At 69.9% G+C, this 16,236-nt stretch carries 11 protein-coding genes; 6 read left to right on the plus strand and 5 right to left on the minus strand.

Annotation, left to right across the window (positions count from 1 at the left end):
- Positions 1 to 44 precede the first annotated feature (44 nt).
- Positions 45 to 1,421, minus strand: a complete 1,377-nt coding sequence (locus tag ACYVKR_RS05430) for a M23 family metallopeptidase (RefSeq protein WP_460479784.1) — start codon at positions 1,419 to 1,421, stop codon at positions 45 to 47.
- A gap of 214 nt (positions 1,422 to 1,635) precedes the next feature.
- Here ACYVKR_RS05430 and tyrS point away from each other — a divergent pair, with 214 nt between their 5' ends.
- A complete protein-coding gene (tyrS, locus tag ACYVKR_RS05435; RefSeq protein WP_460479785.1) occupies positions 1,636 to 2,868 on the plus strand; it encodes a tyrosine--tRNA ligase in 1,233 nt (410 codons plus the stop codon).
- 106 nt (positions 2,869 to 2,974) lie between these two features.
- Here the strand turns inward: tyrS and queA are convergent, their stop codons facing one another.
- Positions 2,975 to 4,063 (minus strand): S-adenosylmethionine:tRNA ribosyltransferase-isomerase, encoded by a 1,089-nt coding sequence (gene queA / locus ACYVKR_RS05440; RefSeq protein ID WP_460479786.1) that lies wholly within the window; start codon positions 4,061 to 4,063, stop codon positions 2,975 to 2,977.
- On the opposite strand from queA, the gene recG reads away from it, so the two are divergent.
- From recG to ACYVKR_RS05465, 5 genes are all read left to right on the plus strand, one after another.
- On the plus strand, positions 4,062 to 6,311 hold the full coding sequence (gene recG / locus ACYVKR_RS05445; RefSeq protein WP_460479787.1) for an ATP-dependent DNA helicase RecG: 2,250 nt from the start codon (positions 4,062 to 4,064) through the stop codon (positions 6,309 to 6,311). The genes queA and recG overlap by 2 nt on opposite strands.
- A gap of 242 nt (positions 6,312 to 6,553) precedes the next feature.
- The gene (locus ACYVKR_RS05450; RefSeq protein WP_460479788.1) at positions 6,554 to 7,522 is read left to right on the plus strand and encodes a LysR substrate-binding domain-containing protein; all 969 of its coding nucleotides are present in this window, start codon (positions 6,554 to 6,556) and stop codon (positions 7,520 to 7,522) included.
- A 135-nt stretch (positions 7,523 to 7,657) separates the two neighbouring features.
- On the plus strand, positions 7,658 to 8,194 hold the full coding sequence (locus ACYVKR_RS05455) for a Dps family protein (RefSeq protein WP_460479789.1): 537 nt from the start codon (positions 7,658 to 7,660) through the stop codon (positions 8,192 to 8,194).
- A 142-nt stretch (positions 8,195 to 8,336) separates the two neighbouring features.
- Entirely contained in the window at positions 8,337 to 9,719 is a 1,383-nt protein-coding gene (locus ACYVKR_RS05460; RefSeq protein WP_460479790.1) for a DUF1800 domain-containing protein, read from the plus strand.
- 2 nt (positions 9,720 to 9,721) lie between these two features.
- On the plus strand, positions 9,722 to 10,885 hold the full coding sequence (locus ACYVKR_RS05465; protein WP_460479791.1) for a DUF1501 domain-containing protein: 1,164 nt from the start codon (positions 9,722 to 9,724) through the stop codon (positions 10,883 to 10,885).
- Here the strand turns inward: ACYVKR_RS05465 and ACYVKR_RS05470 are convergent, their stop codons facing one another.
- From ACYVKR_RS05470 to ACYVKR_RS05480, 3 genes are all read right to left on the minus strand, one after another.
- Positions 10,886 to 11,221, minus strand: coding sequence for a DUF4148 domain-containing protein (locus tag ACYVKR_RS05470; protein WP_460479792.1), 336 nt, complete (start codon positions 11,219 to 11,221; stop codon positions 10,886 to 10,888). It abuts the gene before it with no gap.
- 143 nt (positions 11,222 to 11,364) lie between these two features.
- On the minus strand, positions 11,365 to 14,523 hold the full coding sequence (locus ACYVKR_RS05475; protein ID WP_460479793.1) for an efflux RND transporter permease subunit: 3,159 nt from the start codon (positions 14,521 to 14,523) through the stop codon (positions 11,365 to 11,367).
- Positions 14,524 to 14,952: 429 nt separating this feature from the next.
- Positions 14,953 to 16,230 (minus strand): efflux RND transporter periplasmic adaptor subunit, encoded by a 1,278-nt coding sequence (locus tag ACYVKR_RS05480; RefSeq protein WP_460479794.1) that lies wholly within the window; start codon positions 16,228 to 16,230, stop codon positions 14,953 to 14,955.
- Positions 16,231 to 16,236: the final 6 nt, after the last annotated feature.

Genomic DNA, 16,236 nt, shown 5'->3' on the forward strand with positions numbered 1-16,236 from the left:
GCAAGCATAGCTCGCCGGGGCCTGGGGTGCGGTGAACCGCGCGCTTATTCGGCGCCGGCGGCGCTGCTCTGCTCGGCGGCGTTCAGCGCCAGGCGCATGCTGGTGGTGAACTTGTCGAAGGCCGGGCGCGCCAGCTTGGCGATGGGGCGGGCGGCGCTGGTGCTGCTGGCCACCATGGCCAGCGGGTCGCGCTGCTCGCCGTCGACGCGGAACTCGAAGTGCAGGTGCGGGCCGGTGGCCCAGCCGGTCTGCCCCACGGCGCCGATCTCGTCGCCCTGGCGCACCTTCTGGCCGGGCTTGACGTCGATGCGGCTCAGGTGGGCGTAGACGGTTTCCTGGTCGTTGGCATGGTCGATGAAGACCACGTTGCCGTAGCCGCTCTGCACCCCGGCAAAGCTGACGGTGCCGTCGGCCACGGTCAGCACCGGCGTGCCGGTGGGCGCGGCCAGGTCGGTGCCCTTGTGGGCCTGCCAGGTCTTGTGGATGGGGTGGATGCGCATCGCGAAGGCGCTGGTCACCTGGGTGTAGCGCACCGGCGAGCTGAAGCCGCGCTGCAGGCTGTTGCCGGCGAAGTTGTAGTAGCCGCCCTTGGCCTGCGGGTCTTCCTGGAACCACACGGCCTCGTAGGTCTTGCCGGCGTTGCGCAGCTCGGCGCTCAGCAGGCGGCCGCTGCGCAGGATCTCGCCGTCGGCCTCGAGGGTTTCGTAGACCAGCGAGAAGCGGGCGCCGGGACGGATGGCCTTGCGCAGGTCGACCTGGTCGGCCAGCGCATCGGTCAGCTGGCTGACGACGCTCTGCGGCACGTCGGCCGCGTTGGTGGCCGAGTACAGCGTGCCGCGCACGATGCCGCCGGCCAGGCGCAGGCTCTTGGTGAGCGGCACGAACTCGGTGACCACGTCGAACTTGCCGGCGGCCTTGGCGTCCTGGCTGCGGCGGATGGTCAGGCGCTGGAACACGTCGCTGTCGTCGGCCGCCCAGCGCACGGTGAGGCTGGCGAGCTGGTGGTCGTTGGTGGCTTCGGCCGTCACCAGGCGGCCGGTGCGGCCGACGATGGCGTTGCGCGCCTTGGCATTGCTGCGCAGGAAGGCGGCCGCGGCCGGGTCGGCCACGCCCAGGCGGCGCAGCAGGGTCTCGGGCGAGTCGCCGCTGCGCACCTGCTCGGAGCGGTAGAGCGTGAAGCCGGGGCCGTCCACCAGGTCGGCGATGGAGATGTCGGAAGCCAGCGAGGGCACGCTGTATTCGACGCTGTGCACCGGCATGTCGGCGGCGGTGGGCTGGAGCTGGGCCACGGCGAAGGCGCCGCCGCCTCCGGTCATGAGCAGCAGGGACAGCACGGCGGCCACGCGCCGGGGATGCCGCTGGGCGCTGGCAGCCAGCCGGCTGAGGAAGGCCTGGCCGCTGGAAACGAGTCCGTTGTTCAAATCGTCATCCTGGTTCGATCGGTCAGTGTGCTTGCCGGACGCCGTAGGCAGACGGCAAAAACGGCTGCGGGGCGTTGGCAGCCGTTGTCGTGCAAGCACGGGGGTATCTGGATGTGCGCGGGCCGGGCTCGTTGCGGGAGCAGACTAAAATCCCACGCGACAATGGGCCGCAAGTATACCGGTCATCCCCGCCGATGGGACTAGAGAAACCCTTATGAATCAATCGACTGTTACAAATTACCCCGTGACCGACCGTGTGCGGCAGGCCCTGGAAATCTCGCTGCGCGGCGTCGATGAGCTGCTGCCGCGCGAGGAGTGGGAGCGCAAATTGGCCCGGTCGGAGGCGACCGGCGTGCCGCTGCGCGTGAAGCTCGGGCTGGACCCGACGGCGCCCGACATCCACATCGGCCACACGGTGGTGCTGAACAAGATGCGCCAGCTGCAGGACCTGGGCCACCAGGTGATTTTCCTGATCGGCGACTTCACCACGCTGATCGGCGACCCCTCGGGCCGCAACACCACCCGCCCGCCGCTGACGCCCGAGCAGATCCAGGCCAACGCCGAGACCTACTACCAGCAGGCCGCCAAGGTGCTGGACCCGGCGCGCACCGAGATCCGCTACAACAGCGAGTGGAGCGACAAGCTGGGCGCGCGCGGCATGATCCAGCTGGCCGCCAAGTACACGGTGGCGCGCATGATGGAGCGCAACGACTTCCACCAGCGCTTCACCGACGGCAGCTCGATCAGCGTGCATGAGTTCCTCTACCCGCTGATGCAGGGCTATGACTCGGTGGCGCTCAAGGCCGACCTGGAGCTGGGCGGCACCGACCAGAAGTTCAACCTGCTGATGGGCCGCCACCTGCAGCAGGAGTACGGCCAGGAGGCGCAGTGCGTGCTGACCATGCCGCTGCTGGTGGGCCTGGACGGCGTGGACAAGATGTCCAAGTCCAAGCACAACTACATCGGCATCACCGAGGATGCGAACACCATGTTCGCCAAGGTGCTGTCGATCTCGGACACGCTGATGTGGGACTGGTTCACGCTGCTGTCCTTCCAGAGCCTGGCCGAGATCGCCAAGCTCAAGGCCGAGGTGGCGGGCGGGCGCAACCCCAAGGACGCGAAGGTGATGCTGGCCAAGGAGATCACGGCGCGCTTCCACAGCGCGGCCGCGGCCGATGCGGCCGAGCAGGATTTCATGAACCGCAGCAAGGGCGGCATCCCGGACGACATTCCCGAGGTCAGCCTGTCGGGCGCGCCCATTGGCATCGGCGCGCTGCTCAAGCAGGCCAACCTGGCGCCTTCGACCAGCGAGGCCAACCGCCTGATCGACGGCGGTGGCGTGCGCATCGAGGGCGGTGTGGTCAGCGACAAGGGCCTGAAGCTGGGCGCCGGCACCTACGTGGTGCAGGTGGGCAAGCGCAAGTTCGCGCGCGTCACGCTGTCCTGATCGTCAGATCTTTCAAAAAAGAGAGCTGCTGGCGCTTGCTGCACTAGAGTTTCAGATGGTTTTCCATCTGAAACCCAATGGTGGAGAGCGCTGGCAGCTCTCTTTTTTATGCCGGCGTGCGGCGCAGCAGCATCGAGTCGCCGTAGCTGAAGAAGCGGTAACGCTGCTCGATGGCATGGCGGTACATCGCCATGATGTGCTCGTAGCCGGCGAAGGCGCTGACCAGCATCATCAGCGTGCTCTTGGGCAGGTGGAAGTTGGTGATCAGCAGGTCGACCACCTGGAACTGGAAGCCCGGCGTGATGAAGATGTCGGTGTCGCCCGTGGCCTGGCCGCTCTTCGCCCAGGATTCCAGCGTGCGCACCGTGGTCGTGCCCACGGCCACGACGCGGCCGCCGCGCTGGCGGCAACGCTCCAGCGCCGCCAGCGTGGCCAGCGGCACCTCGTACCACTCGCTGTGCATCTGGTGCTCGGCCAGGTTCTCGGTCTTCACCGGCTGGAAGGTGCCCGCGCCCACGTGCAGCGTGACGCTGGCGCGCTCCACGCCGCGCTCGGCCAGCTGCGCGAGCAGCGCCTCGTCGAAATGCAGCGCCGCGGTGGGGGCCGCGACCGCGCCGGGATGCTTGGCGAACACGGTCTGGTAGCGGGTCTCGTCCTCGGACTGGTGCGGATCGGCGCCATGCTGCTGCTGGCGCTCGATGTAGGGCGGCAGCGGGATGTGGCCGTGGCGCTGCATCAGCTCCCAGGGCGTTTCGCCGTTAGCGCCGTCGAGGCGCAGGCGGAAAAGCGCGCCCTGCTCGTCGGGCCAGCGGCCGAGCAGGGTGGCGTCGAAGCCGCCTTTGCTGTGCCCGCCGGCCAGGTGCATCACGCCGCCGATGCCGGGCTTCTTGCTGACCTTCATGTGGGCGACGACTTCGTTGCCCGTGAGCACCCGCTCGATCAGCAGCTCCAGCCGGCCGCCGCTGGCCTTTTCGCCGAACACGCGCGCCTTGACGACCTGGGTGTCGTTGAACACCAGCAGGTCGCCCGGCTGCAGCTGCGCGGGCAGGTCGTAGAAATGGCGGTCGATGAGGGCGGGGGCCTGGCCGTCCAGCAGGCGCGAGGCGCTGCGTTCGGCGGCGGGGTGCTGGGCAATCAGCTCGGGGGGCAGGGCGAAGTCGAAGTCGCTCAGTTGGAAGGCGCGGGGCGCGGTCATGGGGAACAAAGGCTGTACAGGCCTTGCAGTCAAAAACAAGGGCGTGATTGTGCCAGCAAACCAGGGCTCAACCACTGTTTATCCAACCAGTTGTGATAGCCTTGCCGCCGTGCCCCAAGCCTCTTCCTCCCCCAAGCCCGCTGCGGCCAAGACCGCAGCCGCCAAGAACCCGGCGCAGCAGGCGCTGGCCAAGCTGGGGCTGACGCGCGACATCGATCTGGCGCTGCATCTGCCGCTGCGCTACGAGGACGAAACCCGCATCGTGCCCATCGCCAATGCCCGCGACGGCAGCGTGGCGCAGATCGAGGCCACGGTCACGTCCAGCGAGGTGCAGCTGCGCCCGCGCCGCCAGCTGGTGGTGCAGGTCGAGGACGCCAGCGGCAGTTGCGAGCTGCGCTTCTTCAGCTTCTACCCCTCGCACCAGAAGACCCTGGCCGTGGGCAGCACCCTGCGCATCCGCGGCGAGATCAAGGGCGGCTTCTGGGGGCGGCAGATGGTGCACCCAGCCTTCCGCCAGGCGGGCGGCGAGCTGCCGCAGTCGCTCACGCCCGTCTACCCGACGGTGGCGGGCCTGCCCCAGCCCTACCTGCGGCGGGCCGTCGTGGGCGGGCTCACGCGGGCCGAGCTGTCCGAGACGCTGCCGCCCGGCGTGGAGCCGCCGTTTGCGCGGTATTGGGGTCAAAATGCAGTGCAGGCCGCATATAGCCTGCGCGAAGCGCTCACTTTTTTGCACCATCCCGCGCCCGACGTGGCGCTGGCCAGCCTGGAGGACCACAGCCACCCGGCCTGGCAGCGCCTGAAGGCCGAGGAGCTGCTGGCGCAGCAGCTCTCGCAGTTGGAGGCCAAGCGCGCCCGCGACCAGCTGCGCGCGCCGCAGCTGGTGCCGCAGCGCGCGGCAGACGGCGGGCTGAACCTGCACGAGCAGTTCCTGGCCGCGCTGCCGTTCGCGCTCACCGGCGCGCAGCGCCGCGTCTGCGAGGAGATCGCCCGCGACCTGGCCCGCGCCGTGCCCATGCACCGGCTGCTGCAGGGCGACGTGGGCTCGGGCAAGACCATCGTGGCCGCGCTGTCGGCCATGATCGCCATCGAGGCCGGCTGGCAGTGCGCGCTGATGGCGCCCACCGAGATCCTGGCCGAGCAGCACTTCGCCAAGCTGGTCGGCTGGCTGGCGCCCATCCTGGCGCAGCGCGGCCTGCAGGTGGCCTGGCTGGCCGGCGCGCAGAAGAAGAAGGAGCGCGCCGCCATGCTGGCCCTGGTCGAGAGCGGCGAGGCCGCGCTGGTGGTGGGCACGCACGCCGTCATCCAGGAGCAGGTGCGCTTCGCCCGCCTGGGGCTGGCGGTGATCGACGAACAGCACCGCTTCGGCGTGGCGCAGCGGCTGGCGCTGCGCCAGAAGCTCGCCAGCACCGGCATGGAGCCGCACCTGCTGATGATGAGCGCCACGCCCATCCCGCGCACGCTGGCCATGAGCTACTACGCCGACCTCGACGTCTCCACCATCGACGAGCTGCCGCCGGGCCGCACGCCGGTGGTCACCAAGCTGATCGCCGACAGCCGCAAGGACGAGGTGATCGAGCGCATCGCCGCCCAGGTGGCGGCCGGGCGCCAGGTCTACTGGGTCTGCCCGCTGATCGAGGAGAGCGAGGCGCTCGACCTGTCGAACGCCACCGCCACCCACGCCGACCTGAGCGAGGCGCTGCCCGGCGTCATGGTCGGGCTGCTGCACTCGCGCATGCCCACGGCCGAGAAGAAGGCGGTGATGGAGCTGTTCACCAGCGGCGCCATGGGCGTGCTGGTGTCCACCACGGTGATCGAGGTGGGCGTGGACGTGCCCAATGCCTCGCTGATGGTGATCGAGCATGCCGAGCGCTTCGGCCTGTCGCAGCTGCACCAGCTGCGCGGGCGCGTGGGGCGCGGCGCGGCGGCCTCGGCCTGCGTGCTGCTGTATTCCGTAGGCGACAGCGGCCGCCTGGGCGAGACCGCCAAGGAGCGCCTCAAGGCCATGGCCGAGACCGCCGACGGTTTCGAGATCGCGCGCCGCGACCTCGAGATCCGCGGGCCGGGCGAGTTCCTGGGCGCGCGCCAGTCAGGCGCGCCGCTGTTGCGTTTTGCCGACTTGGAGCGCGATGTGCAGCTGCTGGACTGGGCGCGCGAGCTGGCGCCGCAGATGCTGGACCGCTGGCCCGAGCTGGCGCGCACGCATGTCTCGCGCTGGCTGGGCGGCAAGGCGGAATACCTGAAGGCCTAGCAGACGGCGGGCCGCGCCTGCGAAGGCCGCTTTGGCCGCCCTGCGCAATGGCGACCTTCACGCTTGACAGCCTGCCAGGAACCTGACTGTTTCCATGGGCTTCGGCTTACGCTATGGTACGGATGCGCGCAGGTGAAAAAACTCATCGCTTGCAAAGCTACATATTAGAAAAATGCATAGTTTTATGCCTTAAATTGGGAACGGCTATTGCACAATATGCGGCGTTTCCGCGAGACACCCCCATGACACTGACCGAACTGAAATACATCGTCGCCGTAGCCCGGGAAAAGCATTTCGGGCGTGCTGCCGACTCGTGCTACGTGTCGCAACCGACGCTGTCGGTCGCCATCAAGAAGCTCGAGGACGAGCTGGAGGTCAAACTGTTCGAACGCAGCGCGTCGGAGGTGTCGGTCACCACGCTGGGCGAGCAGATCGTGCGCCAGGCGCAGATCGTGCTGGACCAGGCTGCCTCGATCCGCGAGATCGCCAAGCGCGGCAAGGACCCGCTGGCCGGCGTGCTGACGCTGGGCGTCATCTACACCATCGGCCCCTACCTGCTGCCCGAACTGGTGCGCCAGTCCATCGAGCGCACGCCGCAGATGCCGCTGATGATCCAGGAGAACATGACGGCCAAGCTGCTCGAGATGCTGCGCACCGGCGAGATCGACTGCGCCATCATCGCCGAGCCCTTCCCCGACACCGGCCTGGCCATGGCCCCGCTGTACGACGAGCCCTTCTACGCCGCCGTGCCCAGCACCCACCCCTTTGCCACGCGCGACAACCTGTCGGCCAACGAGCTGAAGAACGAGACCATGCTGCTGCTGGGCACGGGCCACTGCTTCCGCGACCACGTGCTCGAGGTCTGCCCCGAGTTCGCGCGCTACTCCAGCAACACCGAGGGCATCCGCCGCACCTTCGAAGGCTCGTCGCTCGAGACCATCAAGCACATGGTGGCCGCCGGCATGGGCGTGACCCTGGTGCCGCGCCTGTCGGTGCCCAAGGACGCGCTGGAAAAAGGCCTGCGCCGCCGCAAGTCCGACGAGACCCACATCCGCTTCATCCCGCTGGTCGAGGAGGGCACGACCGAGGCGCCCAAGCGCCGCGTGGTGCTGGTGTGGCGCCGCAGCTTCACCCGCTACGAGGCCATCGCCGCGCTGCGCAACGCCATCTACGCCTGCAACCTGCCGGGCGTGACCATGCTGACGGGCTGATCCGCAGCCTGCTGATCCAGCGCAAAGCCCCGGTGCACCGCACCGGGGCTTTGTCATATTCGGGATGGTTGCGGCTGGCATACTTGTTGTGACAGCCGTATTTCATTGGCGCTGTCGCATCTGCAGGAGGTACCCATGGCGCAAGAGAAGAAATCCCCATCCAAGGCGTTCGAGTTCCCCAAGGCGGGCAAGGTCGGCGCCGCCATCAACATCGGCATCAGCGACAAGGACCGCGCCGCCATCGCCAAGGGCCTGTCGCGCCTGCTGGCCGACACCTACACGCTGTACCTGACCACGCACAATTTCCACTGGAACGTGACCGGCCCCATGTTCAACACGCTGCACACCATGTTCATGGGGCAGTACACCGAGCTGTGGAACGCGGTCGATCCCATCGCCGAGCGCATCCGCTCGCTGGGCCACAAGGCGCCGGGCTCGTATGCCGAGTTCGGCAAGCTCACCAGCCTGCCCGACGCGCCCGGCGATTCGCCCAAGGCGCTGGCCATGGTGCGCATCCTGGTCGACGGCCACGAGGCCGTGGCCCGCACCGCGCGCGAGCTGTTCCCGCTGGCCGACAAGGCCGGCGACGAGCCCACGGCCGACCTGCTGACCCAGCGCCTCACGGTCCATGAGCAGACCGCGTGGATGCTGCGCTCATTGCTAGAAGAATAATAGCTATCAGCGCTTGCTGCACTAGGGCTTCGGCCCTTTTTTGCTTTTCATCGTGCAGATTTGCGCGGCATTCACATGCGGACACAGTGGCTCACGCCGGCGCGCCTACAGTGGGGCATCCCCGCCCAGGAGCCAGCCCAGCATGCCTGCCGATGCCGTCCGCCCCGATCCCGTTGCCATCGCGCTGAACCGCTTCGGTCTTGGCGCCCGCGCCGACGAGGCGCCGCCCGGCGAGCCCCGGCGCTGGCTGCTGCAGCAATTGCAGCAGCCGCCGGCCGCGGTGCGCGCGCCAGCCTTCGGCACCGAGGCGCTGACGCAGGCGCTGCTCGAGCAGCAGCGCCTGCTGCGCGATGCCGCCGATCCGGCCGCGAAGATGGCCCAGCGCCAGGCGCTGAACCAGCAGGCCCGCGCCGCCTACCAGCAGGACGTGGCGGCGCGTGTCGACCGCGCGCTGGCCAGCCCCGCGCCGTGGCTGGAGCGCTGGGTGCATTTCTGGGCCAACCATTTCGCGCTGTCCTGCGAGAAGCCCGAGGTGCGCATGCTCGCCGGCGCCTTCGAGGACGAGGCCATTCGCCCGCATGTGCTGGGCCGCTTCGAGGACATGCTGCTCGCAGTGGAAACCCACGGCGCCATGCTGCGCTACCTGGATGCGGCCTCGTCCGTCGGCCCGAACAGCCCGGCCATGCGCAGGAGCGCCCGGCCGCGCGGCCTCAACGAGAACCTGGCGCGCGAAACCCTGGAGCTGCACACGCTGGGCGTGCGCACCGGCTATTCGCAGGCCGACGTGACCGAGCTGGCGCGCGCCATGACCGGCTGGGGCGTGCCCGGCCTGCAGCCGGCCCGGGGCGAGCAGGCGCTGGGCTTGGGCGCCGTCTACCGCCCGCTGCTGCACGAGCCCGGCGAGCGCACGGTGCTGGGCCGCCGCTATGCCGATGCCGGCCCCGGCCAGGCGCGGCAGGTGCTGCACGACCTGTCCACCACGCCGGCCACGGCGCAGCACCTGTGCACCAAGATCGCCCGCCACTTCGTCGCCGACGATCCGCCGCCCGCACTGGTCGAGCACCTAACCGGCACCTGGCTGCGCAGCCGCGGCGACCTGCCCACGGTCTACCGCGCGCTGGTGGAGCACGAGGCCACCTGGAGCGCGCCGGCGCGCAAGTTCAAGACGCCGTGGGAATGGCTGGTGTCCTCGGCCCGGGCGCTGGGCTGGCGCCAGTGGGCGGACAAGCCGCCGGCCTTCCAGCTGCTGAACCAGCTGGGCCAGCCCGTGTGGCAGCCCGGCTCGCCGGCGGGCTACGACGACCGGGCGGCCGCCTGGGCCGCGCCCGATGCGCTGGTGCGCCGCGTCGAGGCGGCCCAGCAGCTCGCGGCCCGCACCCGGCCGGGGCTGGACGCGCGGCGCACCGCCGCGCAGGTCTTGCCCGGCAGCCTGGGCAGCGCCACGGCCCAGGCCATCGCGCGCGCCGAAAGCCCGGCCCAGGCACTGGCCCTGATGGTCGTGTCGCCAGAATTCCTGCGGAGGTAGCCATGCAGTCCTACCCACCATCCACACGCCGCCGCTGGCTGCAGGGCGCCGGGCTCGTGGCCACCGCCGCGCTCGCGCCGGCCTGGAGCTTTGCCGCCGCCGCCACCGAGCGGCGCTTCGTCTTCATCATCCAGCGCGGCGCGGCCGACGGCCTGCACACCGTGGTGCCGTATGGCGACCCGGCCTATGCGGCGCTGCGCCGCGAGCTCGCAGTTGATCCGGCCGCGGCGCTCAAGCTCGACGGGCTGTTCGCGCTGCACCCGGCGCTGGTGCAACTGCACGGCATGTACCAGCAACAGCAGGCGCTGTTCGTGCACGCGGTGGCCTCGCCGTACCGCGGCAACCGCTCGCACTTCGATGCGCAGAACGTGCTCGAATCCGGCGGCACCGAGCCCTACCAGGTGAAGGATGGCTGGCTGAACCGGCTGGCTGCGCTGCTGCCCGCCGGCCTGCCCGAATCGCTGGCGCTGGCGCCCACGGTGCCGCTGGCGCTGCGCGGCGCGGTGCCCGTGGCGTCGTACGCGCCCTCGGGCCTGCGCCAGCCGCCGGACGACCTGCTGGCGCGCGTGGGCCAGCTCTACGAGGGCGATGCGCAATTGCACGCGCTGTGGGCCAGCGCCAATGAGACCCGCGACATGGCAGGCAGGAACACGCGCCAGGACCCGGCCAGCATGGGCCGGCTCGCGGCCGGCTTTCTGCGCCGCGCGGACGGCCCGCGCATCGCCATGCTGGAGACCAATGGCTGGGACACGCACGCGGGCCAGGCGGGCCGCATGAACAACCAGCTGAAGAACCTCGACACCCTGCTGGCCGCTCTGCGCGAAGGCCTGGGGCCGGAGTGGGAGCGCACCACGGTGCTGGTGGCCACCGAGTTTGGCCGCACCGCTGCCGCCAATGGCACCGGGGGCACGGACCATGGCACCGCCGCCGTCGCCCTGCTGGCGGGCGGCGCGGTGCGCGGCGGCCGCGTGCTGGCCGACTGGCCGGGCCTGCAGGCGAAAGACCTGCTGGAGGGTCGCGACCTGCGGCCGACGATGGCGCTGGACGCGGTGATCGCCGCCGCCGCCGGCGAAAGCCTGGGCCTGGAGCCCGGCAAGGTGGCGCGCAGCCTGTTCCCCGCAATGGAGCGCAGCGCCGCGCTGCCCAGTGGCCTGGTGCGGGCCTGATCAGCCGCGCAGCAGCTCCAGCCGCTGCTTGCGCTGCTGCGGGGTTTCGCTGGCCAACTCGTCGATCACCTGCTGGCGGGTCTTGCCGGCATCGGCCTGCGGTGCCTCGGGCGGGTAGGCATTGCCGTTGAAGCGCGAGGCGCCGCCCGGCGCGCGCGCGGCGGCCGCCGCCTCGGCCTGTACCTGGGCACGGGTCTTGTCGCTCTTGAAGGCCTCGGGGTGGACCACCACGCCCTTCTCGTTGTTGGCGGGGTGCATGTAGGTGTCGGCCGAAGCCAGCGCGGGGGCCAGCAGGGCGGTGGCGAGGACGGGGATGAGAAGCAGACGTCGGGTCATGGCAGGACTCCTGGTGGGGTGGATGGACATCCCGCAGCGCCTCGGTCAGCTGCTGCGGGCGGGGCTGGATCGCTTGATCCAGCTTGGTATCCACTGTAGAAATCCGACCCCGACAGCACGCCCACCGCAGCGTGACAATGTCGTCATGCTGCCGTCAGCGGCTCCCCGGTGGCCTGGCCTTCGGGCGTGCGGCGGTAGGCCAGCCGGTACAGCAGCGGCAGCACCAGCAGCGTGAGCATGGTGGACGACAGGATGCCGCCGATCACCACCGTGGCCAGCGGGCGCTGCACCTCGGCGCCGGTGCCGGTGGCGATCGCCATCGGCACGAAGCCCAGCGAGGCCACCAGCGCCGTCATCAGCACCGGCCGCAGCCGCGCCAGCGCGCCCTCGGTCACCGCGTCGGCCAGGCCCTGGCCAGCCTCGCGCAGCGAGCGGATGTGGGCGATCATCACCAGCCCGTTGAGCACCGCCACGCCCGACAGCGCGATGAAGCCGATGGCCGCCGAGATCGACAGCGGAATGCCGCGCAGCCACAGCGCCACGATGCCGCCGGTCAGTGCGAACGGGATGCCGGTGAACACGATGAGCCCGTCGCGCACATTGCCGAACATGGCGAACAGCAGCACGAACACCATCAGCAGCGCTACCGGCACCACGATCTGCAGGCGCTGGCGGGCCGACTCCAGGTTCTCGAAGGTGCCGCCCCAGCGTGTCCAGTAGCCGGCCGGCAGCTGCAGCGACTGCAGGCTTTGCTGCGCCTCGCTGACGAAGGAGCCGATGTCGCGGCCGCGCACGTTGGCGCTGACGACGATGCGGCGCTTGCCGTCCTCGCGGCTGACCTGGTTGGGGCCGGGCGCGATGTCGAACTGCGCCACCGCCGACAGCGGCACGAAGCTGATGCGGCCGTCCGCGCCGCGCGGCAGGGCCACGGGCAGGCGGGCGATGGCCTCCAGGTCGTCGCGCATGCTGTCGGGCAGGCGCACCTGGATGTCGAAGCGCTTGTCGCCCTCGAACACCTTGCCGGCCTCGCGACCGCCGAGCGCGGTGGCCAGCGTGTCCTGCACGTCGCCCAGGTTCAGCCCATAGCGCGAAGCCTTCTCGCGGTCGATCTGCACGGTGAGCATGGGCAGGCCGGTGGTCTGCTCGACCTTGACCTCGGAGGCGCCGGGGATCTTCTGCAGCAGGCCGGCCACGGTCTGGGCCGAGCCGGCCAGCACCTGCATGTCGTCGCCGAAGATCTTCACCGCCACGTCGCTGCGCACGCCCGAGATCAGCTCGTTGAAGCGCAGCTGGATGGGCTGCGAGAACTCGTAGTTGCTGCCGGGGATGGACTCCACCGCCTTCTGCACCGCGGCCAGCAGGTCTTCGCGCGGGCGGGCCGGGTCGGGCCATTGCTCGCGGGGCTTGAGCATGATGTAGCCGTCCGAGATGTTGGGCGGCATCGGGTCGGACGCGATCTCGGCGGTGCCGGTGCGGGCGAAGACGCGCTCGATCTCGGGGAATTCGCCCTTGAGCTTTTTCTCCAGCTGCATCTGCATCTCCAGCGACTGCGTGAGGCTGGTGCCGGGGATGCGCAGCGCCTGGATGGCGAAATCGCCCTCGTTGAGGTTGGGCGCGAACTCGCTGCCCAGGCGCGAGGCCAGCAGCAGGCTGAGCGCCACGGCCACGCCGGCGGCCGTCAGCACCACGGCTGGCGCCCGCATCACGCGCGCCAAGAGCGGCGCGTAGGCGCGGCGCGCCCAGCCCATCAGCCGGTTCTCCTTCTCGGCCACCTTGTCGCCGATGAACAGGGCGATGGCCGCGGGGATGAAGGTGATGGACAGCAGCATGGCGCCGGCCAGTGCGAACACCACCGTGAGCGCCATCGGGTGGAACATCTTGCCCTCGACGCCGGTGAGCGCAAAGATCGGCAGGTAGACCACCATGATGATGAGCTGGCCGAACAGCAGCGGCCGGCGCGATTCGCGCGCCGCGGCGAAGACCTCGTGCAGGCGCTCGCTGCGCGTCAGCAGGCGGCCCCGGGCGGACTGGGCGTGCGCCAGGCGCCGCACGCAGTTCTCGACGATCACCACCGCGCCGTCGATGATGATGCCGAAGTCCAGCGCGCCCAGGCTCATCAGGTTGGCGCTGACGCGGTAGTGCACCATGCCGGTGAAGGTCAGCAGCATCGACAGCGGAATGATCATCGCGGTGATCACGGCCGCGCGCAGGTTGCCGAGGAAGAGGAACAGGATGGCCACGACCAGCGCCGCGCCTTCGACCAGGTTCTTCTTCACCGTGGCCACGGCCTTGTCCACCAGGTTGGTGCGGTCGTAGACGGTGACGGCCTTGACGCCCGCGGGCAGGCTGCGGTTGATCTGCTGCATGCGCTCGTGCACGGCCTGCGAGACCTGGCGGCTGTTCTCGCCGATCAGCATGAACACCGTGCCCAGCACCACCTCGCGGCCGTTGTCGGTGGCGGCGCCGGTGCGCAGCTCGCGGCCCAGGCCCACGTCGGCCAGGTCGCGGATGCGGATGGGCTGGCCCTGCGCGCTGCCGACGATGACCTCGCGGATGTCGGCGATGCCGCGCACCTGGCCGGGCGCGCGGATCAGGTACTGCTCGCCCTGGCGCTCGATGTAGCCCGCGCCCACGTTGGCGTTGTTGCGCTCGAGCGCGGCAACGATGTCGGCCAGCGTGAAGCCGTAGGCGGCCAGCCGCGCGGGCTGCGGCGCGACCAGGTATTCCTTGGCATAGCCGCCGATGGAGTTGATCTCGGCCACGCCGGGCACGTTGCGCAGCTGCGGCTTGATGACCCAGTCCTGGATCTCGCGCAGGTCCATGGGCGTGTACGGCGAGCCGTCGGCCTTCTTCGCGCCGTCCTCGGCCTCCACGGTCCACAGGTAGATCTCGCCGAGGCCGGTGGAGATGGGGCCCATGGACGGCGTGATGCCTGCGGGCAGCGCGCCGCGCGCCTGCTGCAGGCGCTCGCCCACGAGCTGGCGCGCGAAGTAGATGTCGGTGCCGTCCTCGAACACGACGGTGACCTGCGACAGCCCGTAGCGCGACAGCGAGCGGGTCTGCTGCAGGTGGGGCAGGCCGGCCATCGCGGTCTCGATGGGGTAGGTCACGCGCTGTTCGGTCTCCAGCGGCGAGTAGCCGCCGGCATGGGTGTTGATCTGCACCTGCACGTTGGTGATGTCGGGCACAGCGTCGATGGCCAGGCGCTGGTAGTTGTACAGGCCCAGGCCCGCCAGCCCGAGCACGGCGATGAGGACCAGCCAGCGCTGCTCGATGGCGAAGCGGATGATGCGTTCGAACATGGTTTCTCCGGGGTCAGCTGTTCAGGGGCTGGTGAAGGGTTTGGGGTGTTTTTGGCCTGTAGCGCTTATGGGGTGAGCGCGAGCAGCTATCTTTTTTGTGGACAGAGGCCGGGAGTTCGCCCCGGCGGGCGACCTACTTTTCTTGCTCCTGCAAGAAAAGTAGGCAAAAGAAGCAGGCCCTGCTGCCTGCGACCCCGCTGCGCAGCAGCGGGGCAACCTGTGGCGTGGCGTTTGCGGGGTGCGCCGTGGAACTCTCTCCGCGCCAAAGGCGCTCCGTTCAAACATCCCCGGCGAGCCAGACAACGAAGCATGCGCGCTCCGACGCGCATGCCACCCCGCAAACGCCACGCCACAGGCGCAGGCAGAAGGGGGTGATACGGGCCATCGCGTTGCTCGGCCTGGCGAGCCGAGCAAAGCTGGCGAGCTGGATCAGTGCGCATGCTCGGCGGTGGCCTTGCCGAGTTCGGCCTTGAGCATGAAGCTGCCGTCACGAACATAGCGCTGGCCGGGGGCCAGGCCTTCGAGCACCTCGGTGGTCTGGGCGTCGGCGCGGCCCAGGCGCACGGGCTGGGCGCGAAAGCCCCCGTCCACCGGCACGAAGACCACGCTCTGCTGCTGGTCGAGCTTCTGGATGGCCTGCGTGGCCACGGCCAGCGGCACTTGCTGCGACGAGGCGGTCAGCTCGACGTTGACGAACAGGCCCGGCCGCCACAGGCCCTCGGGGTTGGGCAGGGTGATGCGGGCCGGCGCGGTGCGCGTGTCCTGGCCGATCAGCGCGCCCACATAGGCCACCGAGCCAGTGGCCGACGACTCGAAGGCCGTGGCGCTGACGGTGGCCTGCTCGCCCACGCGCACGGCGGGCAGGTCGCTGGCGGCCACGCGCATCTCGGCCCATACGCTGCGCAGGTCCGAGATGGTGAACACGGCCGTGGTCTCCTGCACGGCCTCGCCCATGGACAAATGCTTTTCGACCACCACGCCGTCGAACGGCGCACGCAGCTCGAAGCGGTTGAGCGCGCCGCCGCCTGTCTTGCTGCTTATTCCGGCGCCGGTAGCCGCCAGCTTCTGCTGCGCGTTCGACACGGCGATCTCCGCCTCGCGCAGCGCCTGCTGGGCCTGCAAGTAGTCCTGCTGGGCCGAGACCTTTTCCTCCCACAGCTGCTTTTCGCGCGCATGCGTGTTCTGCGCCAGCGCCAGGCGCTTCTGCGCGGCCAGCAGCTCGCTGCGCTGCTCCGACACCGCGGCGCTGCTGAGCACGGCTAGCACCTGGCCCTTCTTCACCGCCTGGCCCAGGTCGGCGGTCACGCTGTCGGCGACGCCGGCCACGCGCGGCACCACGTGGGCGGTGCGGTCCTCGTTGAAGCGGATCTCGCCGGGCAGCTGCAGCGTGCGGCGCACGGTGGCGGGGCCGGCCTCGGCCAGCTTCACGCCGGCGGCCTGCGTGCGGGCTGCGTCCATGGCGATCAGGCCTTCGTCGTCATCGTGTTCGGCGGGCTTGGCGGACTTGTCTTTGGGGGCGGCCTCGCCATGGTGCTCTTCGTCGGCGTGCTCGGCCGAGTCGCTGTGCCCATGGCCGGCCTGCGGCGCGGCGCTGCCGCCGGAGCCACCCTGCAGGATCAGCACGGCGGCCAGGGCGCCGAGCGCGAGGATGGCGGCCACGGCGATGGCCGTGCGACGGCGGCTGGTGGGAGGAGGTGTGGTGTTCATGGTGGA

It is taken from the genome of Comamonas humi, assembly GCF_054782535.1.